A 26661-nucleotide genomic window follows, 5' to 3' on the forward strand; every position below is an offset into this window, starting at 1 on the left:
TTAAATTTGATTAGATGTGGCTCAACCACATGTTTGTACCATCATTACGATTTTTGATTTACGCGCTTACTTACTTCTTCGGCACTCTCCACTCGCTCAGAGTATCGGTCCACAAGAAACTCACTATTATCTCTAGTAAGAAGGGTAAATTTGACCAGTTCCTCGACGACATCCACAATGCGGTTGTAGTAAGGGGAAGGCTTCATTCGTCCGTTCTCTTCAAATTCAAGAAACGCTTTGGCAACAGATGATTGGTTTGGGATGGTGAGCATACGCATCCAACGCCCTAAAATACGCATTTGATTAACCGCGTTGAAAGACTGAGAGCCGCCGCTTACTTGCATTACTGCCAAGGTCTTTCCTTGGGTTGGTCGCACACCGCCCATGTTAAGGGGCACCCAATCTATAATACTTTTCATAATGCCAGTAATACTGCCGTGACGTTCGGGTGAGCACCAAATTTGCCCTTCTGACCACACCATAAGCTCGCGAAGTTCTTTCACTTTAGGGTGTGTGTCGTCTTCGGTATCTGGTTGAGGCAGCCCTTTAGGGTCGAATATTTTCGCTTCAGCGCCAAAAAACGCTAATAGTCTTGCAGCTTCTTCAATGACTAAGCGACTGTAAGAGCGCTCGCGAAGCGAGCCATAAAGCAGCAAGATACGAGGCTTATGTGAAGACGGGCTTTGTGCAAAGTCAGACGCAGAAGGTTTGTGCATTTCACTCTCGTTGAAAAGGTGCTCAGTCATTAGCGTGCACCTAATTTAACGAGTGCATCTTTGAGTTGCTCTCGTGAAAACGATTCGTCGGATAATGACCGCTTAGCGAGCTCAGCAAGTGCGGCAACGCGTTGCTCAATGATATCGATAGTGTCATAGAACGCTAAGGCTTTATCTTTATCACTGCCTTCTAACTTCGATGGATCTTCAAGACCCCAATGCATTTTCAATGACTTGCCGAAATATACTGGGCAGCTTTCGCCGGCAGCAGAGTCGCATACAGTAATAACAAGGTCTGCTTCATAATCTTCAAACTCATCCCAAGACTGGCTTTTAAGCCCCTCTGTGCGATAACCTTTTTCGGCCAAATATTGTAACGATAGAGGGTGAACTTCACCAACGGGCTGGCTGCCTGCACTTTGCGCTTGAAGAGGACCTGAAGAGGCGTTGGTAATCGCTTCACATAGGACGCTGCGGCAGCGATTGTGAGTACATATATACAGAATTTTCATGATAAACCTTCTAATGTGTGGGAAATAAATGAGAAATTAAACGTGCTGTAAGATTAGGCGTCGCATCCGACTGACTGGCAGCACGCTAGATTTTCCTTGGCTTCGCTAATGTAATCTTCGTTTTCTTGCGCGGTGTTGGTAATGATGTTTTTTGCCCACACCGGTAGGGCAGGATTGAGCCTGTAATAGACCCACTTACCTCTGCGCTCATCAACCACAAGCTCACACTTGCGTAAATCGGCAAGGTGCCGAGATATCTTGGGTTGACTCAGTTTTAGTGCATCGGTTAAGTCACACACACACAGTTCATCTGCAAAGCTCAGTAGAAGCAGTGTTTTAAGACGGGTGTCCTCCGATAGGCATTTGAAAAAGCTGAGCGGTGAGAAGTCACATGTTGCTGCCATAATTGTTCACATACGTTATTTCATATGTTTATTATGGTATATGGAATTTCGTATATGTCAAAACATATTTGAAATTTCATATGTGATGATGCAGTGGATGGGGAGAGTGGGTTATTTTGCTCGAAGCCAGCTGAATGGCTAAGCCGAATATGCGGCGAAGCCATTCAGCTGGCTAAAGGTGGTTATTAGCTTTCGGTTTTTGGAATGGCCGCATCAAAAGACATCGCGTTATCTGTGCTATTTATTGCATTGTAGTGAGCAATTACGCCTTCCATAAAGGCATACCAAGTTGGGTTAGGTTGCCAAATGGCTAATAAGTCCTTTTTGGCCATATTTTCGTCCTCACCGAGCACGTTCACTCTGTAAAGGTAAGTAAATGAGGCGCCGCGCCAGTTTAATTTGCAGTGGGTTAGCACTTTTTCAGAGCCTCTATCTACCCGTTGCATAAACGCAGAGTAGTTTAAAAAATCAGTGAGCACGGGCTTTTCCCATTCAACGGGTACGTTGAAATAGTTCAATCCCAATTCAGCAGTATTCATAATCTCTTGGGAGCGATCGCCTGGGATCAAGTCGACAACATAGGCAACGCCCTCTTCTTTTAGCAGCGCTAAATGGGCTTTCGCAGGTAATCCAGAGGAGACCATAAAATCATTATTGTTTTGTAAGTTGGTCAACGACGTTAAACTATTAACTTGCTGAGTTTCTTCACTCTGCTGTTGAGCTTTAGCCATGGCGGGTGAGGCAGCCCCTAACGACCCCAAAGCAAATAAAGTCATTGCCAACATCGACACTTTTTGAAACGGTAGCCTCTGCTGAGATGAAGCTGATAAATAAGACATCGTTTTTATAACTGTAACCAAGTTCATAAACCTTCCTACACGATTAATGCGTTATCAATACTATGGCATGAATACGCAGTAACAGCTAAAAACGTGATTAAAATCTCTTTTTCAATGCGTAACACATTGTGAAAATCAGTGTTTCTTTGACTAGTGTTTTGCAATAAAAAAGCCCGTCTTGTTAGCAAGACGGGCTTTTTTAGCGGTTATTTAACAAGCATTTGTTCATATGAGCTATTTATCTATATGAACTGCTTATTCCTATACCTACTTATCCATATGAACGACTGAGCGAATGCTTTCGCCTTTATGCATAAGGTCAAACGCTTCATTGATTTCGTCTAGCCCCATAGTGTGAGTGATAAACTCCTGTAGACCGAACTCGCCGTTTAGGTACTGTTCTACAATACCTGGTAGTTGCGAACGACCTTTTACGCCACCGAAAGCAGAGCCACGCCAAACACGACCGGTAACAAGTTGGAACGGTCTGGTTGAAATTTCTTGTCCAGCACCCGCAACCCCAATAATGACCGACTCTCCCCAGCCTTTGTGACAGCACTCAAGTGCAGAGCGCATTACATCCACATTACCGATACATTCAAATGAGTAGTCTACACCGCCATCGGTAATCTCAACGATAACGTCTTGAATGGGTTTGTCGTAATCTTTCGGGTTCACCATGTCGGTGGCGCCAAGTTGTTTCGCCAACTCGAACTTGCTCTCGTTAATATCAATGCCAATAATTCGTTTCGCACCCGCCATACGCGCGCCGATTATTGCTGACAATCCAATACCACCTAATCCGAAAATAGCTACCGTGTCGCCTTCTTGTACTTTTGCTGTATTTAACACCGCGCCCATGCCAGTAGTAACACCACAACCTAGTAGGCATACCTCTTCAAGTGGAGCACTCTTGTTGACTTTTGCCAAAGAGATATCGGGCAAAACAGTGAATTCAGAAAATGTAGAGCAACCCATGTAGTGATAAATTGGCTCGCCGTCTTTTGAGAAGCGGCTAGTGCCGTCAGGCATTAAGCCTTTGCCTTGCGTGGCGCGCACTGCTTGGCATAAGTTTGTTTTGCCAGAAGTACAAAATTTACATTCACCGCACTCTGCGGTGTAAAGAGGAATTACGTGGTCGCCCACTTCTACACTTGTTACTCCTTCGCCAACCATCTCTACAATACCGCCACCTTCATGACCAAGTACCGATGGAAAAACGCCTTCTGGATCTTCACCTGACAAGGTGAATGCGTCGGTGTGACATACGCCAGTCGCTTTTATACGAACCAATACTTCGCCTTTTTTAGGCAACTCGACATCTATTTCTTCCATCTTGAGTGGCTCGCCAGGTCCCCATGCCACTGCTGCTTTAGATTTTATATGCGTTTGACCTACTTTTAATGAATCTTTAAACGAGCTCATACTTTACTCCTGTCATTACAATTCGAGTTTGTGATGTTTGATAAGACGAGTATAGGAGAGGCAGAACGATTGATAAATACAGATTTAGTAAATCACTATTTCTTATTTGTAATAATGATGAATGCGTCTTAAGCTTTAAGCTGTATGGAAATTCATTTTGCCCAACCAAGGCTGGGCCAATCGAGCCAAAAGTGAGCGAGGGGTCAAGTTAGTCGCTGAGTAAGAGAATTATTGAAGTACATGGGAAACGCTCGATAGAACGTTTGCTTTCAAAGGAATGGTTTGAAAAGAGTATATTAATAAGAAATGGTTTTAAAAATTTGAATAGGTTGATACACGAGGCACAGCGGTGAAAAATCTAGATGGTATTGTTGAATTCTGTAATGTCGCTAACGTGGGTAATTTTACCGGCGCGGCAAACAAGCTAGATACTTCAGTGGCACAAATCAGTCGAAAAGTTGCTGCATTAGAAAAGCGACTTGGGGTAAAGCTACTGCACAGAACAACGCGCAGTGTATCGCTAACCGAGGCGGGTTCGCTTTATTTTGGGCAAACCAACCCGGCATTAACCATGCTCGAAAACGCACAGCTCACGGTAAGTGCGCTGCAACAATCTCCACAGGGGCTGATTAAGTTGACCGCGCCAGTAGCCTTTGGTGAAGCATTCATTGCGCCTTTATTGAATAAATTCCTAGCTACTTATTCCGGCATCAGTGTGCAGTGCTCGTTTTCCAATGATAAACTGGATATCGTTGAGCAGGGACTCGACTTGGCAATACGCATCGGCAAACTAGAGGACTCCTCATTGATTGCTAAAAAGTTGGCTACACGCCAGCTGTACGTGTGCGGCAGTCGAGAATACCTTAAAAGCACATCGATGCCAGAAACGCTTGAAGACTTAAAGCAACACAGTTTGCTGGTAGGTTCTCAGCCCCAATGGCGCTTTCTCATTAATCAACAGGTTCACACTCTGAATGTAAATGGTCGCGTGCGGTATAATAGTGGCAATGCACTTAAAGCTGCTGCACTTAACGGACTGGGCCTAACTCAACTTCCCGGCTTTTACGTGAGAGATGCCATCACCGAGGGTCATCTCATAGAGGTCTTACCAGATTATAAAGATAAGCAAGAAGCCATCTGGGCAGTGTTCCCCTCTAACCGCAATGTGGCACCTAAAATTAGACTTCTTGTTGATTTTTTGTCCGAAAACCTTACAGATGACCGATAACGTTACCCATAATCGGCTTTTCATATTCAAAAGAGAAACGTTTTTTCTAGAGTGTTGCATTATGTGCAATACAGTGTAGTGAAAACTGCGGTTGACAGATAGACGTCTATACGGCAAATTGAACCCATGAAACAGATTCTAGCGATTCGCACCATGACCATGTTAATTACCACCTCAAGAAGGGCGGTCGGTGACTAGTGCGAATAAGCAAAAGACAACGAAAGCCCGCCTCAAAAAGAGCGGGTTTTTTTTTATATACGTTTTAGCATGCGCAACCTCAAGGAGTAGCATATGAAAGTCTTAAAGTTTGGAGGGTCTTCTCTAGCCGATGCACCGCGATATTTACGCGTTACAGAGATTAGCATGGATACTCACCAAACCGACGGTGCTGCCGTTGTACTCTCGGCCCCTAAAGGCGTAACCAATGCGCTTTCACTATTGTGTGAACAAGCAGCCGGTGGCGAAGATTTTCAGCCGCTTCTTGATAAGCTAAACGACACAGTAAGTGGTATCGCTAACAGCTTAAATGATGAGCTAGAGGGGTTTGAATACAACCGAGTTATCGCTTTTATCGACAGTCAGCTTGCGGTATTAAAAAAACATCTACAGGGCATTAATTTGCTAAGTGTAGCGCCTGACAATGTGGCCGCAGGCATTTTAAGTATTGGTGAGTACATTTCGGTAACGCTTTTTGGTGCCATTCTTACTGCAAAGGGCGTGACTAATCGCATTATTGACCCCGTAAAATATATTCTTGCTGATGGCGAGTACTTAGATAGCATTGCCGATGTGTCGCTTAGCAAAGCGCGATTTACTGACGTACCTGTTGATGGCAGTGAATTTCTTATCATGCCAGGGTTTGTAGCCGCAAACGAAGAAGGGCAAAAAGTCACCCTAGGTCGAAATGGTTCCGATTACTCTGCGGCTATTCTAGCCGCGTGTATTGACGCAAGCTGCTGCGAAATTTGGACTGATGTAGATGGCGTTTACAATGCGGATCCGAATCAGGTTGAGGGCGCAGTACTACTTGATAAACTCACCTATCAAGAAGCGATGGAGTTATCCTATTTTGGCGCAAAAGTTCTGCACCCAAAAACAATAGGCCCAATTGCTCAGCATCATATACCGTGTCTTATTCGAAATACCCTTAATCCGGCGGCTCCTGGAACGCTTATCAGCAATGAGAAAAGCGAGAAATGGACATCGGTTAAAGGCATATCGCAGCTTGATAATGTCACTATGTTCAACGTGGCGGGGCCTGGCCTTAAAGGCATGGTGGGAATGGCAAGTCGCGTATTCGAAGTTATGTCGAACGCCAATATCTCAATCAGCCTTATTACTCAGTCGTCTTCTGAATACTCCATTAGCTTTTGTATACAGAGTAAAGACGCTAATAAAGCGCTAAACTTGCTTGAAGATGCGTTTGCGCTAGAGTTACAGAATCAATTACTCGACCCAATTGAAGTGCGCAACGACCTTGCCATCGTAACGCTAGTGGGCGACGGGATGCGTCAAACCAAGGGGCTTGCGGCTCGTTTCTTTAATTCACTAGCACAAGCACGAGTGAATAATGTAGCGATAGCGCAGGGATCTTCTGAACGTTCTATCTCTACTGTTATCGAGACTAAGCGGGCGAAAAAAGCGGTGAAGGTTATTCATCAAAACTTTTTCTCAGACAGACACACTATTGACGTATTCCTTGTAGGCTGCGGTAATGTAGGTAGCGAACTGTTAGCACAAATTGCGAAACAGCAGCCGGCCTTGCTTGCACGTAACATACAGCTGCGCGTATACGGTATGGCAAATAGCCGCAAGTTGTTACTTAATAGCCAAGGTATCGATTTAAGTGGCGACTGGAAAGCCGCACTAGAATCTGCCCGTGAAGGGTTGAGTGTTGAACGTCTAGACCAATTTGTGAATGACAATAGCTTAGTTAACCCAGTGATTGTGGATTGCACTAGCCATGAGGCCATTGCTAATCAATATGTAGACATGATGGAAAGCGGGTTTCACGTGGTAACGCCAAACAAAAAGGCAAATACCTCAGCCATGGAGTATTACCGTAAGCTGAGAAAAACGGCCCAAGCTACCAACCGTCAGTACCTTTATGAAACTACCGTTGGCGCTGGCCTACCGGTTATCGATAACCTTCAAAAGCTATTTAGCGCTGGCGATGTACTTCATCGTTTTGAGGGCATACTTTCTGGCAGTTTATCCTACGTTTTCGGAAAGCTGGACGAAGGAATGACGCTTTCTCAGGCGACCAAAACCGCTAAGCAAAACGGCTTTACTGAACCAGACCCCCGTGACGACCTAAGTGGTATGGATGTAGCGCGCAAGCTTTTAATCATGGCCCGTGAAGCAGATCTTGCGTTAGAACTGTCTGATATTGAAATTGAATCTGTATTGCCGCCAGGCTTTGCAGAAACCTGCTCGGTTGATGAGTTTATGACTCAACTGCCAGAGCTTGATGAGGCGTTTGCAGCGCGTGTTGAAGATGCTAAATCAGAAGGCAAAGTACTGCGTTACATTGGCAGCATAGAAGATGGCAAGTGCAAGGTAAGTATTCAAGCAGTACCTCCGAGCAATCCACTGTCTCAAGTGAAAGATGGCGAAAATGCATTGGCCATCAATAGCGATTATTACAACCCTATTCCTTATGTAATACGCGGCTACGGCGCCGGCGGTACAGTAACTGCGGCCGGTGTGTTTGCAGATATTTTGCGAACGATGCCTTGGAAACAAATGGCGTATTAAGCGTATAGAAAAGTGACAAGCAGGAATACGAATATGAAAGCAATACGTGCCTATGCGCCGGCCTCAATTGGTAATGTTAGTTTGGGCTTTGATGTCCTTGGTGCTGCACTTGCGCCGGTGGATGGCACTAGATTCGGTGATGAGGTAGAAGTTAAAGAAGCGGCGCATTTTTCACTAGAAACCATCGGTGCTTATGCGCACAAACTACCCGATGATGCCGACAGCAATATAGTGACAAAATGCTATCATTACTTTTGCGAAAAAATGTTGAATGACTATAAAGCGGTATCACCTGTCGCTATTACGCTGCATAAAAACCTGCCCATTGGCAGTGGCTTGGGCTCAAGTGCGAGTTCAATTGTGGCTGCTTTTGCCGCTTTAAATGCGTTGTTTGACAGCCCTTTCGACGACGATACTTTGTTAACGATGATGGGTGAGTTAGAAGGGCAGATTAGCGGCAGTATTCATTACGATAATGTGGCGCCGTGCTTTCTTGGCGGTATGACGTTAATGACCGGCTCACCATCGCCGGTAACGTTATCGCTACCGCTTAACGACCAGTGGTACTATGCTATTTGCTACTCTGGTATCAGTGTATCGACGGCGGCGGCTAGGGATATATTGCCCAAGCAGGTGGACATGGCTACAGCACTGACCTTCGGTCGTCAGCTAGGTGTGTTTGTTCACGCATTGCATTCAAAAGCATTCTCTCTGGCGGCCTCGGTAATGCAAGATGTTATTGCTGAACCGTACAGAAAATCACTGTTGCCAGGTTTCGATGAGGCGCGCGCATTCAGTGAGCGTGAAGGTGCACTGGCCTTCGGTATCTCAGGGTCTGGGCCTACTGTCTTTGCGGTATGTGATAGCCAAAATCAAGCTGAAAAAATTGCAGCTTATTTAGATAAAAATTATGTGCAAAATGACGATGGCTTTAGCCATGTATGTCAAATTCCAAAGCTCGGAACGCTCGTATCAAAGGCCTGATACAGCAGCACACAGCTTTAACTCAAGAGGGCAAACAGCCTTAAAAAGGCTGAACTAAAGCCTGCATGGGCGTGGTAAGAATTTAAGAAGGTAAATAAAAGTGGAATTGGTAAATTTAAAAGATTCATCAGATACGGCAAGTTTTGCAGAAGCGGTAAAGCGTGGCTTGGGCAAAAATCAGGGACTGTATTTTCCAGAGAAAATTCCAGCCTTACACGATATTGACGGTCTGCTGGAAAAGCCTTTTGTCGAGCGCAGCATCGAAGTACTTCGTACGCTAATTGGTGATGAATTAGCAGAAGGCGAGTTAAATGCCATCGTTGAAACGGCCTTCTCATTTGGCGCACCAGTTGAGCAAGTTAATGACAATGTGTATTCACTCGAGCTTTTCCACGGCCCAACGCTGGCATTTAAAGATTTCGGCGGGCGCTTTATGGCGCAAACATTATCTCGCATTAGCGAAGGTAAGCCGATAACTATTTTAACCGCAACCTCAGGTGACACTGGCGCTGCCGTAGCTCACGCATTCCATGGCATTGAAAATATCAACGTGGTTATTCTTTTTCCAAAGGGAAAAATCAGCAAGCTTCAAGAAAAGCTATTCACTACGTTAGGCGGCAATATCCACACGGTTGCCATTGAAGCCGATTTTGATGCCTGTCAATCGCTCGTTAAATCGGCATTTGACGACCCAGACGTGCGTGAAGGCCTGCACCTAAACTCTGCCAATTCAATCAACATCAGCCGTTTGTTGGCTCAAGTATGCTATTACTTCGAGGCGATAAGCCAGTTGCCAAAAGAGAAGCGCGACCAGGTGGTTATTTCAGTGCCTAGCGGTAACTTTGGTAACTTAACCGCGGGTATGATTGCTAAGGCAATGGGGCTGCCGATTAAGCGCTTTATTGCTGCGACAAATCTCAATGATACCGTTCCACGTTATTTAAAAACGGGAGAGTGGGATCCAAAGTCAACAGTGGCCACTATTTCAAATGCCATGGACGTGAGCCAGCCGAATAACTGGCCGCGTATCGAAGCCCTTATTGAGCGCGGGTATATCGACAAAGCGTGTTTAAAAGGTGAGATGGTTGACGAAGAGTACACTCAGCTTGCTATGCGCCAGTTAGCGCAGCAGGGCTACACTAGCGAACCTCATGCTGCTATTGCCTACCGCGCAGTGAGTCATGACTTGGAAGAAGGTGAAATTGGCCTGTTCCTTGGTACTGCTCATCCTGCAAAATTCCGCGAGACGGTAGAAAACGTGTTAGGAAACCCAATCAGCTTACCTAAGCCTCTTGCTGATGTGGCGGGAGAAGATAGTTTAGCCGTCGATTTGCCTGCAACTTATGAGGCACTGAAGCAACACATGATGAGTCTTTTGAAGCCATGATGACGTGGACAGAAGCATTAGCACCAGAGAAGGCAACTCCTTATTTCCGAGAGCTAATGTTGCATGTTCAGGCAGAAAGGGAAGCGGGTAAGGTTATTTACCCGCCAAAAGAAGACGTGTTCAATGCCTTTGCCATGACAGCGTTAGAGGATATTCGCGTCGTTATACTAGGACAAGATCCCTATCATGGGCCACATCAAGCCCATGGTCTCTGCTTTTCTGTTCTGCCAGGCGTTAAAATTCCACCGTCTCTTAGAAATATCTATAAAGAGTTGGCCGACGATATAGACGGTTTCTCTATTCCAAACCACGGCACATTGTCGCCCTGGGCTGAACAAGGCGTATTGTTATTAAACACGGTACTTACGGTTGAGCAGGGCAAAGCGCATAGCCATGCAAAGCTAGGGTGGGAGACCTTTACCGATAAAGTTATAGAGGTTGTAAACCAGCATTGTTCGAATGTGGTCTTTTTGCTGTGGGGCAGTCACGCTCAAAAGAAAGGCAATACTATTAACCGTGAAAAACATCATGTTTTACACGCGCCACATCCTTCTCCGCTGTCGGCACACAGAGGATTTTTTGGTAGCAAACCTTTCAGCCAAACAAACCAGTTACTTATTGAATCGGGCAAGGCACCTATTCAATGGCAGGTCTGAATACAAAAAAGCTAGCTATGTAGAAAGAAAAAAGCCGCCTGAAAATTCAGGCGGCTTTTTGTTATCTTTCTAAAGTTTCGAGTTCGTACTCAAAACCACAATCTAACTCAGCGAGTTCTTTTTCTAACTTGTAGCGATCTTGCAGCGCCTCGATTTCTCTCCATTTTCTTTTTTTACTTTTTGTTTTTGCTGGACTTGCTTCGATGTCTAACATGGCAAATAGATCTGATTTATCCATTGGGATCTCCTTTTTACACCACTACAACTAATACAGAGCAACTGAGTAACTTCCCTCTGTACATTTTTTATCACAGCCGCATTTAAAATAAAACACTTATATTTACTTTTTATTAACAAGATGTGGCATTTTCATGACATTGTTCAGGGCGAGCAAAATCTATTTGCAGCGAGTAAACCTATGGTGAGCGTTAGACATTGCCTTAAACGCTGGCCAAAAAAAACGGCCGGGGGTAAGCCGACCGTTCAGTTTATTATTTGCACCAAGGCGGGGTGTGTTACTATCCCATACTTTCCTTATTTTGGTGCATTCGCTGCTCTGAAGCGGGCAATCAATTGTTGGGTTGAAGCGTCAAAGTTGTCTTTGTCTGCTTCGCCTTGAATGCCTGCAAGCACTTGGTTTCCAAGTGCTTTACCTAACTCCACGCCCCATTGGTCGAAAGAATTAAGGTTCCAGATAACGCCCTGAACGAATACCTTATGTTCATACATTGCAACCAACGAGCCAAGTGTTTTAGGCGTAAGGCTATCAAACAAAAAAGTATTGCTTGGTTTATTACCCGGCATGGTTTTATGAGCAGCTAGACGCTTGCGCTCTGCGTCGTCAAGGCCCTGACCTTCAAGGTCTGCATAACATGCTTCAAAAGATTTGCCCTGCATCAGTGCTTGGGTTTGGCCAAAGCAGTTTGAGGCCAACATTGCATGATGCGTGTCATCTTGATTGGGCACGTTAAGCGGCAACATAAAATCAGCTGGAATGATGCCAGAGCCTTGGTGGATAAGCTGGTGGAAACTGTGCTGACCGTTAGTACCTTCACTTCCCCAAATAATTGGCCCTGTAGGGTAGTCTACGCTTTCACCTGTTTGCGTCACCTCTTTACCATTACTTTCCATGTCCAGCTGTTGTACATAGGCTGGAAGGCCACGCAAGTAATGATAATAAGGAAGAAGAACGTGAGACTGTGCATCAAAGAAGTTGCGATACCAAACGCCAAGAAGGCCTAATAGTACCGGCATGTTCTCTTCAAGAGGCGCGGTGGTGAAATGGGTATCCATTTCAAAAGCACCTTCAAGCAGTGCTTTGTAGTTATCAAACCCAAGTGCTAATGAAATAGGAAGGCCGATAGCAGACCACAATGAATAGCGCCCGCCAACCCAGTCCCACATTGGGAAGATGTTATCTTCGCTAATTCCGAAGTCAGTGGCCGCTTTAACATTTGAAGATACCGCAACGAAATGTTTAGCTATGTCTTGCTGCGTGCCGCCTGATTTTAAGAACCAATCTTTTGCAGTGAGTGTATTTTGTAGCGTTTCTTGTGTCGTGAATGACTTGGAAGACATAACAACAAGGGTTTCTTCAAAATCTACACTTGAGAGCACGTCGTGAATGTGACAGCCATCAACGTTAGCAACGAAGTGTACTTTAACGGCGTCAACAGTGTGAGGCTTAAGCGCCTCAGTCATGATCTTAGGGCCTAAGAACGAGCCGCCGATACCAATTGCAACGATATGTTTAACGGGCTTGCCGGTGTAGCCTTTGTGCTCGCCGCTGTGAATAGACTCGGTAAAGCCTTTCATTTTTTCAAGCGTTGCATGCACTTCAGGCATGACATCTTCGCCATCAACCATTACTGGGCGGTCAGAAAAGTTGCGCAGTGCAGTATGCAATACCGCGCGGCCTTCGGTGGTATTAATATGTTCGCCTTCGAACATGCTTGTTCGAATTGTTTTTAAATTACATGCACGGGCTAAATCGAAAAGTGAAGAAAGCGCATCGTCGTTTACACGGTTTTTTGAATAATCTAAATAAATACCGCATGCGTTAAGCGTCATCTTTTCAGCGCGTTCATTGTCAGACGCAAACCAGTCTCGCATGTGTGCGCTTTTAACCGTCTCGGCTATCTTACTTAACTTTTTCCACTCGGGCAGTGATGTTAATACGCTCATTTACTCATAGTCCTTATGCGTTTAGCTTTTCGCGAAGTAAGGTTTCAAGCTTATCTTGGTCAGCAGCGAAATTACGGATCCCCTCTGACAGCTTTTCTGTTGCCATTGCGTCTTGATTCATATCCCAGCGGAATTCGCTTTCAGTTAAGCGCGGACCAGGAGTTTGTGTTGCGCCATTGTCTTTAAGCATCACCTCAAGCTCACCGGGTTCATTGGCAAGTTCTTCGAGTAAAGCAGGGCTAATGGTTAAGCGGTCGCACCCTGCCAACGCCTGAATTTCGCCAATATTACGGAAGCTAGCACCCATTACTACGGTGTTGTAGCCGTGGTCTTTATAATAGTTATAAATACTGGTGACCGACACTACGCCTGGGTCTTCGCTGGCAGCGTAAGATTCTTTGCCCGTAGATTTCTTGTACCAATCTAGAATACGGCCCACAAAAGGAGAAATGAGATAGGCGCCTGCTTCAGCACATGCTCTTGCCTGGGCGAAACTAAATAACAAAGTAAGGTTGCACTGAATTCCTTGTTTTTCTAAAACCTCTGCCGCTTGAATGCCTTCCCAAGTCGATGCAATTTTAATAAGAATGCGTGACTTATCGATACCCGCGTCTTTATAAAGCTGAACTAGGCGTTCTGCTTTTTCGATAGTGGCCGCAGTGTCGAAAGATAATCGAGCATCCACTTCGGTAGAAATGCGACCAGGAATAGTGCCTGAAATTTCTTTACCAATAGCGACAGCGAGTTTGTCTGAGGCATCAATAAGCTGCTGGTCAGCGTCGTTCGACTGCAATTTAGCCCAGGCTACGGCGTCGTCAATCAAGCTTGCATACTGTGGTAAGCCAGCCGCTTTTAACAATAAAGACGGATTAGTAGTAGCGTCGACAGGCTGGTATTTTTTTATAGCGTCAATGTCACCGGTGTCGGCAACAACGGTAGTGATATCACGTAACGATGCTAGCTGATTGCTCATAATTCTCTCTATTAGTCATTCAAAATTTGTACAACTTGTCAGAGAGACAAGTTGAATAAAATGGTTCGTTTTTCTGCGAGTAGGGAATTAACGTTTGATTACGTTAATGAAATTCTTATAGAACATAGTTATACCAAAATCATGTGACAAATTATAGCTTACAGGCGCTAATTTACTGCTAATCGGATTTCTCTGTTAAGCCAATTTGTATGTTTGTTGCAGGGTGTTATTTTTTCACTATCAGGTGGTGATATACTCGAGTTTATAAGAGCTAGTCTGTAGAAACCTAAGGAGTTGACATGTTAGTTGTAGTTTCCCCAGCAAAGAATCTTGATTTCGAAACTGAAATTCCAGTGAGTACGTTTACTCAGCCAACCATGATGGACGATACAAAGCGTCTTATGGAAGTGTGTCGAACGTTGTCGCCAGCAGACTTATCGTCACTAATGAAAATTAGCGATAAGCTAGCAACCCTAAACGCCAATCGTTTCGCTGAATTTTCTACTCCTTTTGATAAAGACAATGCTCGTCAGGCCATGTATGCCTTTAATGGTGACGTTTATACCGGGCTTGATGCATATACCCTCAGCGATGAATCGGTAGCTTTTGCACAAGATCACTTAAGAATCTTATCTGGGCTGTATGGTCTTTTACGTCCGCTTGATCTAATGCAAGCCTACCGCTTGGAAATGGGGACAAAACTGTCAAACCCAGAGGGAAAAGACCTGTACGAATTTTGGGGCGACCGCATTACGAAAGTACTCAATGAAGCCCTTAGTGCTCAAGGTGACAATGTGCTTATTAATTTGGCGTCTAATGAATATTTCAAAGCAGTAAAGAAAAAAGAATTAGACGGCATGGTTATTACGCCTACGTTCAAAGACTGCAAAAACGGGCAGTATAAGATCATCAGCTTTTTCGCTAAAAAAGCGCGAGGCCTCATGGCCCGTTATATTATTGAGAATAAAGTGGCTGATGTAGACGGGTTAAAAGCGTTTGACACTGATGGTTACCAGTTTAGTGAAGAACAAAGCTCCTCAACTGAGCTTGTCTTTTTGCGCAACCAAGAAGCGTAAGCCAAAAAGAATAACCTTGAAGCGATACCAGAAGACGTAATACTTAGCCGGCACGCAAGATGGCGTGTCGGTCTTGCTGTCTGCATACTTCAAAGGTACTTTTTACTGATATCTCTACTAGAAGACTCCCTTTCGAACAGATACCTACTTTTATAAGCCAACTTCTCTTTTAATCAGCACCTCTTGTATATATTGCGTAACAATTGATATGCACACATACATAGCACTTTGTGTTGATAAGGCCTAAAGTAGGCGTTAATCAATTAGGTTTGTAGTCTACGGGGGCAGGGGCCAGATGTACTGTTCTAGACAAAACCTATTAAAAATAAAACGACAAGGGAAAAGGTATGATTATAAGAAAAATGTTGTTGATTAGCAGTGCAGTCGCACTAGCACTAGGTACATCAGTTGCTATCGCAAATTCTCATAATGACGCTCTAAAAGAGCCAACCGTTATGCAAAAAGCTCAAAATGAGCATGAAAAACTCTTTGCGCTTTTTGCAGCATCGGACGAGCGTAATTTAGCGCTAAACCCTGTAATGGCTATATTCCGCGGTGATATGCGACGTGCAGATCGCTTGGGCGATTTTTTAACTGATGCTCATGATTTAGCAAGCAGGACTAATACACAGCTCAATTTATCGGAACTTGCGCAGATTGATAGAAGCAAGTTAGATGATACTGACAAATTGGCTTATGACGTATTTAAATACAATCAAGAGCGCGCACTTGAGATGTCCTCTCCTGAGATAAGCGCCTTAACCCGCGTGCGTCCTGTTAATCACTTTAGCGGGTTCCATACTTTCTATCCATCATTTGCAAGCGGTAAGGGCGCAGCTCCTTTTAAAACCGTTGAAGACTACGAGAACAACTTATCACGCCACAAAGACTATATTGCTATTTCAGACCGAGCTATAGAGCGTTTTAAAGAGGGAATGGAATCTGGCGTGTTAGAAACTACTCTAACCATAGACCGCGTTATAAAGCAGTTTGATACACAGCTAGCAATACCGCTGAAAGAATCTCAGTTTTGGGGGCCTATGACCATGCTTCCAGAATCATTTTCTGGTGAAGAAAAGGCTCGCTTAACGAGTGAATATGAGCAGGCTACGCAAGACATTTACGATGCAACCACACGTATGCGCGATTTTCTTCAAACTGAGTACTTGCCTGTTGCTCGTGAAACCATCGGTTTGAGCGACATGAAAGGCGGAGCAAAGCTTTATGAGCTGATGGTAGAGGGCTCGACTACATTACCTTTGACTCCTGACGAACTGCATGAACTTGGGCTTAGAGAAGTTAAGCGCGTTAAAAACGACATGCTAGCAATAAAAGACGAAGTTGAATTTGACGGCACGTTAAACGAATTGTTTGATTTCGTGCGCACAGACCCGCAGTTTAAGCCTGAAAGTCGTGAAGCACTGACCCAAAGTTATTATCGTATTGGCAAAGAGGTAGACAAGAAAATTGGTGAGTATTTCTCATTATTGCCAAAGTCAGAGCTAGAGATAAAGCCTTACGATCCGGCTATTGAGCAGTTTAGCGCCGGTGGTTCTTATCAACCGGGTACGCCTGATGGGTCACGTCCAGGAACGTTTTTCTTTAATGCCTATGATCTACCTAGCCGTTTAACTACGGGGAACGTGACGCTATATCTTCACGAGGGCGCACCGGGCCATCATTTTCAAATAAGCCTTGCTCAAGAAAATGACTCACTGCCTTCGTTTATGCGCTTTAGCTTTTTACCCGCTTTCGGCGAGGGATGGGCGCTTTACTCTGAAACGCTAGGGTACGAAATGGGCTTCTTCGACGATCCGTGGAACCGTTACGGTACATTGCAAGATGAGCAGTTAAGAGCCATGCGCTTGGTGGTTGATACCGGTATTCACGCCAAGGGCTGGAGCAGAGAAAAAGCCATCGACTTTATGCTCGATAACTCAGGCATGACGCGCACTGAGGTAGTGGCAGAGGTTGAGCGTTATATTGCTATTCCCTCACAAGCCTTATCTTACAAGGTTGGTGCATTAAAAATACAAGAGTTACGCGCGCGGGCTGAACAAGCCCTTGGCAAGAATTTTGATATTCGAGAATTCCATGCGCAGGTATTAAACTCAGGTGGCATTCCGCTGGCTATTCTTGAACAAAAAATAGACCGCTGGATAGCCAGTCAAAAAAGCTAGTCAAAAAAGTTAGCCTCTTTAAAAAGTACGCACAAAGCCAGCTTTTGCTATCTCCAGCTTTTGCTATTAAGTGAAAGCTGGTTTTTTGATCTCACTTCCTCTACTCTAAAATTCAGCCCGTCGGGACTGGAAAGTAAAGTATGGGGAACGCAATGGAGCAACATAATGGATTTTTCGCGACTTTAGCCGCTATTGGCTTTGTCTGTGTAGCGTTAAGCCTTTCTGGCTGCCAAAGCACCTCACAGCAGGTGAGTAGCAGCGATGATGTTTCCGACGACCTGTCTTCTACACTCAACTGGCAAAGCGACAAATTTAGCCAAATCAAGGTTATTAAGCCCCATGAGATATTGGTGCTCACACCCCACCAAAAAGCGGAATTTTTATCCTTTTTCAATAGCGACGAACAGCAAAATGTGTCCCCCAATTTTCGTATATCCAACTTTTTAGAGAAATGGGCTACAGATTTTAGTTACGCAGGAGACACATTTACTGCAACAGAAGCCTTTGAAAAAAGGTCGGGAAACTGCCTGACGCTGGCAATACTAACCACTGCACTCGCTAACGTTGTTGGGTTAGATGTATATTACAAAAAGGTGTTCACACCGCCTATTTATAGGCGCCATAATCATGTTTTGACCACCTCTGCCCATGTTAAAACCATTGTGCTTGACCCTGAGGCGGAAGAGAAAAAGCTTGGTGTTGTATTTTTTCGCAGCCGAACCGTTATTGATTACTTCCCCTCATCGCTTAACGACACAGGGGAATACGTAGCCTTTAACGATTTTATTTCTATGTATTATCAAAACAAAGCGGCAAAGGCGATGGCAGTGAATAACTCGTCGCTAGTCTACAGTTTACTGGCTACCACTATGCGCCAAAGCCCGCTTAATTCAGAAACCCTTAACGCTTTGGCGGTGTTTTATCGTCAGAACATGCTGCATAAAAAAGCGCGTGACATATATGAATTTGCGATTGAGAATAACGTTGAATCTATACACACCTTATCGAACTACGCTGTGCTGTTATCCGATGTAGGAGATAGTGCAACATTAGCGAAAATAGGAAGTAAGCTATTGGACGTGGAAGAAAGCAACCCCTATCAATGGTACGACCAAGGCGTTAAATATCTGAATCAAGGTGAAACAAGAAGGGCGGTTGCCTTTTTCAACAAGTCGGTAAAAACTGGCCCGTACCTGAGTGAAGGTTATATGGGGTTAGCAAAAGCATACTTTTTACTTGGCGATATAGAACGATCAGAGTCGAAGCTTAAAAAAGCAAAGGAACTCGCCTTTGGTGAAAAGGAACGAGGATTATACGCTGCAAAGCTTGATGCCCTGCAGCGTGTTAATAGATTTACCGATTAATTAGCAAAGTAACTTTATTATTTAGACAACCAAAAACGCTTAGATTTTCGCAGCCAATTCGGCGCCCTGACGAATGGCTCTTTTAGCATCTAGTTCTGCTGCTACGTCGGCGCCACCTATGATGTTTACCTTAAACCCAGCTTCTTCAAGAGGCGCTTTTAATGGCGTATATGGCTCTTGGCCTGCACATACGATCACGTTATCGACTTCCAGTAGTTTTGGTTTGTCGTTAATAACAACATGAAGCCCTTTGTCATCAATTTTCTCGTAAGATACGCCATTGATCATTTGCACGTTGTGAAGTTTGAGAGACTGACGGTGGATCCAACCCGTTGTTTTGCCCAAGCCCTTACCCACTTTTGTGGTTTTACGCTGAAGTAAAAACACCTCGCGCGTGGTGGATGTGAGCTCTTTTTCCTTAAGTGCGCCGCCGGCGGCATAGCTTTTATCAATTCCCCAATGCTGCAGCCACTTGTCTCTATTTTCAGTAAGATCTGCATCTTCAACTAGGTATTCAGCGACATCAAACCCAATGCCTCCGGCACCGATCACCGCTACACGCTGGCCTACTTCAACATGATCCCGCAATACGTCTAGGTAACCTAATACTTTCGGGTGGTCGTGACCTTCAATAGCTAAGCTTCTAGGTTTAATACCGCTAGCTAATATAACCTCATCGAAGCTTCCATCTTTTAATGTCTCTGTGGTTGCAAGAGTATTTAAATGAATAGTGACATTGGCTCGCGCTAATTGATGGGTAAAGTAACGAAGGGTTTCATAAAATTCTTCTTTTCCCGGTATTTGCTTTGCGTAATTAAATTGACCACCAATCTCGCTAGCCTGGTCGAATAGATGCACATCGTGCCCGCGGTCGGCGGCGTACATCGCAAAAGACAGGCCTGCTGGTCCTGCACCAATAACCGCCAGTTTTTTCTTGTTCGAGGTTGGCGAGAAAGTGAGTTCGGTTTCATAACAGGCCTGGGGATTCACTAAACAGCTTGCACGCTTTTGCTCAAAGGCATGATCTAAGCAGGCTTGGTTACAGGCTATACAAGTGTTGATAAGCTTCGATTCATTCTGCATCGCTTTGGCTACAAAGTGAGCGTCGGCAAGAAAAGGGCGCGCCATGGAAACCATGTCTGCGTGCCCCTCTGCCAAGACTGACTCAGCAACTTCTGGCGTATTTATTCGGTTAGTTGTCACTAGCGGCAGCGATACCTCTGCCTTCATCCGCTTGGTTATCCAAGTAAAAGCCGCGCGCGGAACCGAGGTTGATATGGTTGGCACTCTCGCTTCATGCCACCCAATGCCTGTATTGATAAGCGTCGCGCCTGCCTTTTCTATCTCTTTAGCTAAATAAACCACTTCATCCCATTGGGCTCCGCCTTCCACTAAATCCAGCATTGAAAGGCGGTAAATAATAATAAACTCAGCCCCTACTTTTTCACGCACACTTCTCACTACCTCGATAGCCAGTCGCGCTCTATTTTCGAGACTGCCGCCCCATTCATCGTCCCGCTGATTAGTGCGTTCACAGAAAAATTGGTTAATGAGATAGCCCTCTGACCCCATTATTTCTACGCCGTCATACCCAGCCTTTTGAGCTAAACCTGCGCAATTTGCATAGTCTTTTATTGTGCTTTTGATACCACTAGATGACAGTGCCCTGGGTTTAAAGGGGGTAATGGGCGATTTCACGGGTGAGGCTGAGACCGCTAGAGGATGGTAGCCATAGCGCCCAGAATGAAGAATCTGCATGCATATCTTACCGCCTTCAGCGTGAACGGCGTCGGTAATAACTTTGTGTTTCTTAGCGTGTCTCTTACTGGTCATTCTCCCTGCAAATGGGGCTACCCACCCAGAAATGTTAGGGCTTATTCCTCCCGTTACGATGAGGCCAACGCCGCCTTTTGCTCGCTCTGCATAGAATGCAGCTAATTTATCAAACCCGCCTTTTTCCTCCTCTAAGCCTAAATGCATAGAGCCCATCAATGTTCGGTTTCGCAGTGTGGTAAAGCCTAAATCGAGAGGCTCGAGAAGGTGAGGGTAGGGGGTAGTCATAGTCATTTCTCTTTTTATAATTTTAGTGGTTTGCCTCACGTTTTCTGAAGCGCTTTATTTAAAGCAAAACGTGTTGAGGTGGATAATCTTAATTGCACAGGTCGCAAAGCAAGCGTTACAACATATAAGTCACAGTTTACCAGCCGCACCTAACAAGCCTCTTTTATGCCTAATACAACATAATAATATGTGAATACATAAAATAGTGCTGCTCTGATTATTTACTAGGAACAGCATATCGTAAAGAGAGTTTATTAAAATATAGAGGACATAAAAAAACGAGGTCAAAGACCTCGTTTTTAAAAAGTAGTCAATAAGGGCAGGGCGCCTTAGTCCACGTACATTTTTTGTTTAAACTTAAGGGTTTGCTTTTCAGCGGCTCTTTGAGCGGTGACTTCAAAGCGATAAGTTTCTTGGTCGCGAAACGGCAATACTGCCAAATAATAAATAGCGTCACCGTCTTCCACTTTCTTAAACGTCAGCTGCTTTTTACTACCAAGCAAGTTCGTTGCGTTGCCAGTCACTGATACTCGCTGAGCCTCGCCAGAGTCTTTATTTAACACCGAAATATTCACTAGCGCATTGTATTTACTGCGAACGATACCGTAGCTAGCTGCCACCTCAGGTGTTAAAAACGGCGTATTCACTACCATGTAGTGCACATCCCACTCGCCGAGAGTTTCTTTTTGCTCCGCATGAGCCTGTACGCTTAGGCACATGAGTAGTGCACCTATAAACACTGATGACACTTTTTTAACTATATTCACCGCTATTCCTCGCATTGACATTATCCGCACCGTTTTCTTTCGATTTGGTGGACAGCGTTAGCGTTAATCCTCACCTACGTAAATCTGCACCTACGTAAATCTTCACCTATAAAGAGAGAGGATTGCCCATCCATCATTTATACACTCATAGCACTCTGAGCGCGTCTTGGATCAGCAGCTGTAAAAACTGTAATCCAATAATTGCGATAAGCACCGATAAATCAAGGCCGCCCAAGGGAGGAATAATTTTGCGAATAGGCGCTAAAAAGGGCTCGGTAAGCTGATGAAGCACATAGTCTATAGGAGACTGACCCTGTGAGACCCAGCTTAAAATTGCCCGCAATAACAGCACCCAGAACATAAGCGATAAGGTTTCTTTTATCACACCCATGACTGACATAATGGCAATCCCGATAGGGTTTAGATTGCCACCAGATATCAGTATTAAGGTAATGATTTTAAGCGCACAAACAGCAATCGCTAATACAAAGGTGGCCGTATCAAATCGACCTATGGACGGGATAACGCGTCGCAACGGTCCTACAATCGGATGTGTGGCCTTCACGATAAATTGGCTCATGGGGTTGTAAAAGTCTGCTTGTACCATCTGCAGCCACAACCTCAAGATGACAATCATCAGATAAAGGTTAAATAATGTATCGACTAAAAATACCGTTGCGTTCATCTACTGTTTTTCCTAAAAAACGATTTCTAAAAACGTTAAAGCTGTTTTGCCATTTCTTCGGCTCGAGCGACGGCAGCGCGCATAGACTTGCTGACAATATCTTTTAAGCCTTCGTCAATGAACGTATTTACCGCTTGTGCGGTAGTGCCGCCTTTAGAGGTAACTTGGGCACGAAGCTCACTTAATTCAAGGTCTGGGTTATTGCACACCATTTCGGCTGCACCTAGCATAGCTTGCTGTACCATAAGACGAGACTGGTCTTTATCAAACCCCATGTTCATGGCTTCTTCTTGCATGTTCTGAAGGAATAGGAAGAAGTACGCAGGACTACTGCCGGCAGCGGCAATGACACCGTTGATACCATCTTCTTCATTAACCCAAACGGTTTCACCTACGCTGTTCATTACATCGTCAACATAGGTTCTGTCTTCTTGCGTCACTGTGTCATCGGCATACATACCCGACATGCCTTTACCTAATAAACTTGGCGTATTAGGCATGATACGAACAACTGGGTAGTCACCACCTAACATCTCTTGCAGGCGAGATACTGGAAGGCCTGCTGCAATACTCAAAAAGAGCTTACCTGCTAGGTCATTGTTTTTCTGTAAGTCGGCGCACATGTCGCCCATAATCTGTGGTTTTACTGCAAGCACAATGGCATCGGCAAACTGGCAGGCTTCATCGTTCGATTGGGTAGTTTGTATGCCGAACTCTTCTTTTAGCTTGTCTAATTTCGGCGTAGACGGGTTAGCTGCAAGTATATTTTCTTTTGCATAGCCAGACTGAATTAATCCACTAATGATGCTGCGGCTCATGTTGCCTGCGCCAATAAATGCCAATTTTTTCTGTTGCATGTAAATCCTATTTGTTGTCTGTTTAATGCTTAATTCAACACGCATAATCGCATAAAGGTAACGTCGCAATTGCGTATTGCTGAATAAGTAGTTAAATCGTGCGTTTCAACGTTGTCGCTTCGTTTTTTGAACGTCAACGTTCAACTTTTCAACGCTGATGGCTCATTTTCAACGCTGATGGCTCATTTTAAAACGCTCACGTTTCAGTGTTCAACGCTTACGCTTGGGGAGACGACTCAACCACGTTTACCAAAAATAGCTGTGCCTATTCGCACCATTGTAGAACCATTTTTGATGGCAGCGTTCATATCGCTGCTCATTCCTACCGATAGGGTATCAAAATTGGCCAGCGATTTGTGGTAATGGTCATATAATTCTTTCAGTTTACCGAGAGTAAGGGCTTGTTCTTCCTCGCTTGGATTGGCTTTTGGAATAGCCATGATCCCGCGAAGACATAATTTTTCTTGTGATTCGATAAACTGAACTAAGCCGTCAAGTTCGCCAGATTTAACGCCAGACTTGCTGTCTTCATCATCAATGTTGAGTTGAATGCATACATTTAGTGCGGGTAAGTTGTCGGGGCGTTGATCATTTAATCTTCGCGCCACTTTTTCTCTATCAACCGACTGTACCCAGTGAAAGTGCTCGGCTACGACCTTGGTTTTATTCGATTGAATGGGGCCAATCATGTGCCACTCTATATCGGTGAGGTGAGCAAGTTCCTGAACTTTTTCAACACCTTCCTGAACATAGTTCTCTGCGAACATTTGTTGTCCCGCTTCATACGCTTCAATAATATCTGATACGGGTTTAGTTTTGCTTACCGCTAGTAATTTGACTGAATTTGGTGGACGATGTACTGACGTAGCGACTTGTGTAATTCCCTCTAGTGCGGAATTTATTCTTTCTGCTATTGTTTGCATTATTCACCTTGTTATGGAGAAGTGGTTGTGGATATTACCGAACTTTTAGCGTTTAGTGTTAAGAATAACGCCTCAGATTTACATTTGTCAGCCGGACTTCCGCCGCTTATTCGCGTAGATGGCGAAATGCGTAAGCTCAATGTTCCAGCCCTTGATCACAAGCAGGTTCATGGCCTTGTTTATGAAATCATGAACGACATGCAACGCAAAGAATACGAGGAAAACTTAGAAACCGATTTTTCTTTTGAAGTAAAAGGGCTATCGCGATTTCGTGTAAACGCGTTTGTGCAAAATCGCGGCGCCGCAGCGGTACTTCGTACAATCCCAAGCGATGTGCTTACTCTAGACGACTTAGGTGCACCGGATATTTTCAAAGAAATTATCAATCAGCCAACTGGAATTGTGTTAGTGACTGGCGCTACCGGCTCGGGTAAAAGTACCACATTGGCGGCAATGGTTGATCACATTAATACTCACAAACGAGAGCATATTCTTACCATAGAAGACCCCATTGAATTTGTGCACGACAATAAGCTTAGCTTAGTTAATCAGCGTGAAGTGCATCGGGACACACACTCGTTTAACAATGCGCTGCGCTCTGCGTTACGTGAAGATCCCGATGTCATTCTTGTAGGCGAGCTACGTGATTTAGAAACTATACGCCTTGCTATCTCCGCCGCGGAAACTGGTCACTTGGTATTTGGTACCTTGCATACCAACTCAGCGCCAAAAACTATCGACCGTATTATTGACGTGTTTCCGGCAGAGGAAAAGTCTATGGTGCGTTCCATGTTATCTGAATCCTTACGAGCGGTAATATCGCAAACCCTATTGAAAAAAGTTGGCGGCGGACGAATAGCTGCCCATGAGATTATGGTGGGAATCCCGGCCATTAGAAACCTTATCCGCGAAGATAAAGTGCCGCAGATGTACTCGGTTATTCAGACCGGTCAGGCTCATGGCATGCAAACCATGGATCAGTGTTTGCAGCGCTTGGTGGCAATGGGCGTGATTACAAAACAAGATGCTGCGGCTAAGTCTGTTGATAAACAATCGATGAATAACTTCTAAAACGTTTGCTAAACATCCATATTCAGATTTAATTTTTCAGGTTTAAAACCCAGGAACCATAATGCTAGATTCGCTTTTACAAAAAATGATCGACGGTAATGCCTCAGATTTATTCGTCACGGCCAACTTTCCAATTAGTGCAAAAATTAACGGCAAGCTAACGCCCATCTCCGAATCAGACACTTCTGAAGAATTAGCGTTGTCTTTGGTTCATGAAGCGATGACAGAAAAGCAGCAACACGAGTTTCATACATCAAAAGAATGTAACTTTGCTATCGTTAGAGAGGGAATTGGGCGTTTTCGTTGCTCTGCTTTTTGGCAGCGTGACCAAGCGGGAATGGTTATTAGGCGTATTGTGACTCAAATCCCCAAAGCCGATGATTTAGGGCTGCCGAGAGTCTTAAAAGAAATAATTATGGCAAAACGCGGGCTCGTGCTATTTGTTGGGGGAACCGGCACCGGTAAATCAACATCATTAGCCGCGCTAATTGGCCACAGAAATGAAAACTCTCATGGCCATATTCTTACCATTGAAGACCCAATTGAATTTGTGCACGAACACAACAACTGCGTTATTACCCAGCGTGAAGTGGGTATAGACACCCAGTCTTTTGACGATGCGTTAAAAAGCTCCTTGCGCCAAGCGCCGGATGTCATTCTTATTGGTGAAATTCGCTCTATGGAGACAATGGAGTATGCCATGTCGTTTGCCGATACAGGTCATTTATGTGTCGCTACGTTGCACGCAAACAATGCCAATCAGGCCATTGAGCGAATAATGCATCTTGCGCCAAAAGATATGCATGACAAGCTGCGTTTCGATTTAAGCCTAAACATCCGCGCCATTGTTGCGCAGCAATTAGTGCCTACGCCAGACGGGAAAGGCCGAGTAGCGGCAATAGAAGTGCTACTCAATACGCCGCTGGTAAGCGACCTTATTCAACGCAACGAGATTGGCAGCCTAAAAGAAGCGATGAAAAAGGGGAAAGAGCAGGGCATGCAGAGCTTTGATATGGCCCTATACGACCTGTATAAGCAAGGGCGAATTGAAATGGACCAAGCGCTGCATCACGCTGACTCACCAAATGACCTTCGCCTTATGATTAAGCTAGATGCCAGTGATAACTCAAGTTTGGGAACGCTATCGAATGTGTCTTTTGATATGGATGAATAGCCACATGACATGGAGCGCCGCGGGAGTGACTGCTTGAAAAAACTGTTTTCTTCTGAGCATGCGTTTGAACTTCAGGCAGTGCGCAGCGAGCTTGATGCGCTTAGTATTCCCTACATGGTAAAAAATGAGTTTGCTAGCGGAGCACTTGGGGAACTGCCATGGCAAGAAGCACAGCAAGAGCTGTGGCTGGTTGATGATACGTGGTTTCATCGCGCTTCAAAGGTAGTGGACGGCATTAAAGCTAATTTTGCATCTAGCCAAGGTGGGAAGGGCCAAGAGGGGCGCGAATGGGTATGCAGCAGTTGCGGTGAAGAAAATGGCAGTGCGTTTGAAGTTTGCTGGCAATGCGGCGATGCTCTATAGGGCTACGAGAATCAACAGGGCCAGTAGTAAAGGAGAAGTTCTCAGGCGCCGACGCTTAAAAACCGTTTTAAAGCC

The 26661-nt window shown here is 44.8% G+C and carries 24 protein-coding genes; 11 read left to right on the plus strand and 13 right to left on the minus strand.

All coding sequences use genetic code 11. The features are described 5' to 3' along the window. Positions 1-44 precede the first annotated feature (44 nt). From arsH to GTQ48_RS00790, 5 genes are all read right to left on the minus strand, one after another. Positions 45-716, minus strand: coding sequence for an arsenical resistance protein ArsH (arsH, locus tag GTQ48_RS00770; protein ID WP_239059956.1), 672 nt, complete (start codon positions 714-716; stop codon positions 45-47). 29 nt (positions 717-745) lie between these two features. Then, positions 746-1228, minus strand: a complete 483-nt coding sequence (locus tag GTQ48_RS00775; protein WP_163104500.1) for an arsenate reductase ArsC — start codon at positions 1226-1228, stop codon at positions 746-748. A 53-nt stretch (positions 1229-1281) separates the two neighbouring features. Beyond that, a complete protein-coding gene (locus GTQ48_RS00780; RefSeq protein WP_163104502.1) occupies positions 1282-1632 on the minus strand; it encodes a metalloregulator ArsR/SmtB family transcription factor in 351 nt (116 codons plus the stop codon). A gap of 185 nt (positions 1633-1817) precedes the next feature. Continuing rightward, positions 1818-2498, minus strand: coding sequence for a protein-tyrosine phosphatase family protein (locus tag GTQ48_RS00785; RefSeq protein ID WP_239059943.1), 681 nt, complete (start codon positions 2496-2498; stop codon positions 1818-1820). A 240-nt stretch (positions 2499-2738) separates the two neighbouring features. Further along, positions 2739-3896 (minus strand): S-(hydroxymethyl)glutathione dehydrogenase/class III alcohol dehydrogenase, encoded by a 1158-nt coding sequence (locus GTQ48_RS00790; protein ID WP_163104504.1) that lies wholly within the window; start codon positions 3894-3896, stop codon positions 2739-2741. Between the two features lie 349 nt (positions 3897-4245). Here GTQ48_RS00790 and GTQ48_RS00795 point away from each other — a divergent pair, with 349 nt between their 5' ends. From GTQ48_RS00795 to ung, 5 genes are all read left to right on the plus strand, one after another. Continuing rightward, the gene (locus tag GTQ48_RS00795; protein ID WP_163104506.1) at positions 4246-5124 is read left to right on the plus strand and encodes a LysR substrate-binding domain-containing protein; all 879 of its coding nucleotides are present in this window, start codon (positions 4246-4248) and stop codon (positions 5122-5124) included. A 291-nt stretch (positions 5125-5415) separates the two neighbouring features. Next, positions 5416-7881: a bifunctional aspartate kinase/homoserine dehydrogenase I gene (gene thrA / locus GTQ48_RS00800; protein ID WP_163104508.1), complete on the plus strand. Its 2466-nt coding sequence runs from the start codon at positions 5416-5418 to the stop codon at positions 7879-7881. A gap of 33 nt (positions 7882-7914) precedes the next feature. Further along, positions 7915-8865, plus strand: a complete 951-nt coding sequence (gene thrB / locus GTQ48_RS00805; RefSeq protein WP_163104510.1) for a homoserine kinase — start codon at positions 7915-7917, stop codon at positions 8863-8865. Between the two features lie 100 nt (positions 8866-8965). After that, entirely contained in the window at positions 8966-10252 is a 1287-nt protein-coding gene (gene thrC / locus GTQ48_RS00810) for a threonine synthase (protein WP_163104512.1), read from the plus strand. Beyond that, positions 10249-10908, plus strand: a complete 660-nt coding sequence (gene ung / locus GTQ48_RS00815) for a uracil-DNA glycosylase (RefSeq protein ID WP_163104514.1) — start codon at positions 10249-10251, stop codon at positions 10906-10908. The genes thrC and ung overlap by 4 nt, the downstream gene beginning before the upstream one ends. A gap of 61 nt (positions 10909-10969) precedes the next feature. On the opposite strand, the gene GTQ48_RS00820 is transcribed toward ung, so the two are convergent. The 3 genes from GTQ48_RS00820 to tal all read right to left on the minus strand — a co-directional run bounded on the left by GTQ48_RS00820 (position 10970) and on the right by tal (position 14065). Beyond that, positions 10970-11146: a DUF3545 family protein gene (locus GTQ48_RS00820; RefSeq protein WP_012519516.1), complete on the minus strand. Its 177-nt coding sequence runs from the start codon at positions 11144-11146 to the stop codon at positions 10970-10972. Positions 11147-11442: 296 nt separating this feature from the next. Continuing rightward, positions 11443-13092 carry a glucose-6-phosphate isomerase gene (gene pgi / locus GTQ48_RS00825; RefSeq protein ID WP_163104516.1) on the minus strand — a complete coding sequence of 550 codons (1650 nt, stop codon included), beginning with the start codon at positions 13090-13092 and terminating at the stop codon, positions 11443-11445. A 13-nt stretch (positions 13093-13105) separates the two neighbouring features. After that, positions 13106-14065: a transaldolase gene (tal, locus tag GTQ48_RS00830; RefSeq protein WP_163104518.1), complete on the minus strand. Its 960-nt coding sequence runs from the start codon at positions 14063-14065 to the stop codon at positions 13106-13108. Positions 14066-14364: 299 nt separating this feature from the next. On the opposite strand from tal, the gene yaaA reads away from it, so the two are divergent. The 3 genes from yaaA to GTQ48_RS00845 all read left to right on the plus strand — a co-directional run bounded on the left by yaaA (position 14365) and on the right by GTQ48_RS00845 (position 18685). Further along, positions 14365-15141: a peroxide stress protein YaaA gene (gene yaaA, locus GTQ48_RS00835; RefSeq protein ID WP_163104520.1), complete on the plus strand. Its 777-nt coding sequence runs from the start codon at positions 14365-14367 to the stop codon at positions 15139-15141. A gap of 347 nt (positions 15142-15488) precedes the next feature. Then, complete coding sequence (locus GTQ48_RS00840) at positions 15489-17321, plus strand: DUF885 domain-containing protein (protein WP_163104522.1); 1833 nt, start codon at positions 15489-15491, stop codon at positions 17319-17321. 152 nt (positions 17322-17473) lie between these two features. Beyond that, positions 17474-18685 carry a tetratricopeptide repeat protein gene (locus tag GTQ48_RS00845; RefSeq protein ID WP_163104523.1) on the plus strand — a complete coding sequence of 404 codons (1212 nt, stop codon included), beginning with the start codon at positions 17474-17476 and terminating at the stop codon, positions 18683-18685. Positions 18686-18724: 39 nt separating this feature from the next. On the opposite strand, the gene GTQ48_RS00850 is transcribed toward GTQ48_RS00845, so the two are convergent. The 5 genes from GTQ48_RS00850 to GTQ48_RS00870 form a co-directional block, all read right to left on the minus strand. Further along, positions 18725-20752, minus strand: coding sequence for an NADPH-dependent 2,4-dienoyl-CoA reductase (locus tag GTQ48_RS00850; RefSeq protein ID WP_163104525.1), 2028 nt, complete (start codon positions 20750-20752; stop codon positions 18725-18727). 323 nt (positions 20753-21075) lie between these two features. Continuing rightward, complete coding sequence (locus tag GTQ48_RS00855; protein ID WP_239059958.1) at positions 21076-21465, minus strand: DUF4426 domain-containing protein; 390 nt, start codon at positions 21463-21465, stop codon at positions 21076-21078. A 193-nt stretch (positions 21466-21658) separates the two neighbouring features. Beyond that, on the minus strand, positions 21659-22198 hold the full coding sequence (locus tag GTQ48_RS00860; RefSeq protein WP_163104527.1) for a YggT family protein: 540 nt from the start codon (positions 22196-22198) through the stop codon (positions 21659-21661). A gap of 35 nt (positions 22199-22233) precedes the next feature. Further along, positions 22234-23055: a pyrroline-5-carboxylate reductase gene (gene proC, locus GTQ48_RS00865; RefSeq protein WP_032097431.1), complete on the minus strand. Its 822-nt coding sequence runs from the start codon at positions 23053-23055 to the stop codon at positions 22234-22236. Between the two features lie 236 nt (positions 23056-23291). Next, positions 23292-23978, minus strand: coding sequence for a YggS family pyridoxal phosphate-dependent enzyme (locus tag GTQ48_RS00870; protein ID WP_163104529.1), 687 nt, complete (start codon positions 23976-23978; stop codon positions 23292-23294). Between the two features lie 27 nt (positions 23979-24005). Here GTQ48_RS00870 and GTQ48_RS00875 point away from each other — a divergent pair, with 27 nt between their 5' ends. The 3 genes from GTQ48_RS00875 to GTQ48_RS00885 all read left to right on the plus strand — a co-directional run bounded on the left by GTQ48_RS00875 (position 24006) and on the right by GTQ48_RS00885 (position 26586). Next, positions 24006-25049 (plus strand): type IV pilus twitching motility protein PilT, encoded by a 1044-nt coding sequence (locus GTQ48_RS00875; protein ID WP_163104530.1) that lies wholly within the window; start codon positions 24006-24008, stop codon positions 25047-25049. A 61-nt stretch (positions 25050-25110) separates the two neighbouring features. Further along, positions 25111-26223, plus strand: a complete 1113-nt coding sequence (locus GTQ48_RS00880) for a PilT/PilU family type 4a pilus ATPase (protein WP_163104531.1) — start codon at positions 25111-25113, stop codon at positions 26221-26223. Positions 26224-26256: 33 nt separating this feature from the next. Then, positions 26257-26586 carry a putative signal transducing protein gene (locus tag GTQ48_RS00885; RefSeq protein WP_163104532.1) on the plus strand — a complete coding sequence of 110 codons (330 nt, stop codon included), beginning with the start codon at positions 26257-26259 and terminating at the stop codon, positions 26584-26586. Positions 26587-26661: the final 75 nt, after the last annotated feature.

This window comes from Alteromonas genovensis (assembly GCF_010500895.1).
GTDB lineage: Bacteria > Pseudomonadota > Gammaproteobacteria > Enterobacterales > Alteromonadaceae > Alteromonas > Alteromonas genovensis.

Coding starts and splice junctions, on each gene's coding strand:
- yaaA (WP_163104520.1), top strand. CDS start 14,365: ATGTTAGTTGTAGTTTCCCCAGCAAAGAATCTTGATTTCGAAACTGAA.
- GTQ48_RS00855 (WP_239059958.1), bottom strand. CDS start 21,465: ATGTGCCTAAGCGTACAGGCTCATGCGGAGCAAAAAGAAACTCTCGGC.
- GTQ48_RS00845 (WP_163104523.1), top strand. CDS start 17,474: ATGGAGCAACATAATGGATTTTTCGCGACTTTAGCCGCTATTGGCTTT.
- proC (WP_032097431.1), bottom strand. CDS start 23,055: ATGCAACAGAAAAAATTGGCATTTATTGGCGCAGGCAACATGAGCCGC.
- thrB (WP_163104510.1), top strand. CDS start 7,915: ATGAAAGCAATACGTGCCTATGCGCCGGCCTCAATTGGTAATGTTAGT.
- GTQ48_RS00780 (WP_163104502.1), bottom strand. CDS start 1,632: ATGGCAGCAACATGTGACTTCTCACCGCTCAGCTTTTTCAAATGCCTA.
- ung (WP_163104514.1), top strand. CDS start 10,249: ATGATGACGTGGACAGAAGCATTAGCACCAGAGAAGGCAACTCCTTAT.
- GTQ48_RS00790 (WP_163104504.1), bottom strand. CDS start 3,896: ATGAGCTCGTTTAAAGATTCATTAAAAGTAGGTCAAACGCATATAAAA.
- arsH (WP_239059956.1), bottom strand. CDS start 716: ATGCACAAACCTTCTGCGTCTGACTTTGCACAAAGCCCGTCTTCACAT.
- GTQ48_RS00880 (WP_163104531.1), top strand. CDS start 25,111: ATGCTAGATTCGCTTTTACAAAAAATGATCGACGGTAATGCCTCAGAT.
- GTQ48_RS00820 (WP_012519516.1), bottom strand. CDS start 11,146: ATGGATAAATCAGATCTATTTGCCATGTTAGACATCGAAGCAAGTCCA.
- thrA (WP_163104508.1), top strand. CDS start 5,416: ATGAAAGTCTTAAAGTTTGGAGGGTCTTCTCTAGCCGATGCACCGCGA.
- GTQ48_RS00785 (WP_239059943.1), bottom strand. CDS start 2,498: ATGAACTTGGTTACAGTTATAAAAACGATGTCTTATTTATCAGCTTCA.
- tal (WP_163104518.1), bottom strand. CDS start 14,065: ATGAGCAATCAGCTAGCATCGTTACGTGATATCACTACCGTTGTTGCC.
- GTQ48_RS00850 (WP_163104525.1), bottom strand. CDS start 20,752: ATGACTATGACTACCCCCTACCCTCACCTTCTCGAGCCTCTCGATTTA.
- GTQ48_RS00860 (WP_163104527.1), bottom strand. CDS start 22,198: ATGAACGCAACGGTATTTTTAGTCGATACATTATTTAACCTTTATCTG.
- pgi (WP_163104516.1), bottom strand. CDS start 13,092: ATGAGCGTATTAACATCACTGCCCGAGTGGAAAAAGTTAAGTAAGATA.
- GTQ48_RS00840 (WP_163104522.1), top strand. CDS start 15,489: ATGATTATAAGAAAAATGTTGTTGATTAGCAGTGCAGTCGCACTAGCA.
- GTQ48_RS00870 (WP_163104529.1), bottom strand. CDS start 23,978: ATGCAAACAATAGCAGAAAGAATAAATTCCGCACTAGAGGGAATTACA.
- GTQ48_RS00775 (WP_163104500.1), bottom strand. CDS start 1,228: ATGAAAATTCTGTATATATGTACTCACAATCGCTGCCGCAGCGTCCTA.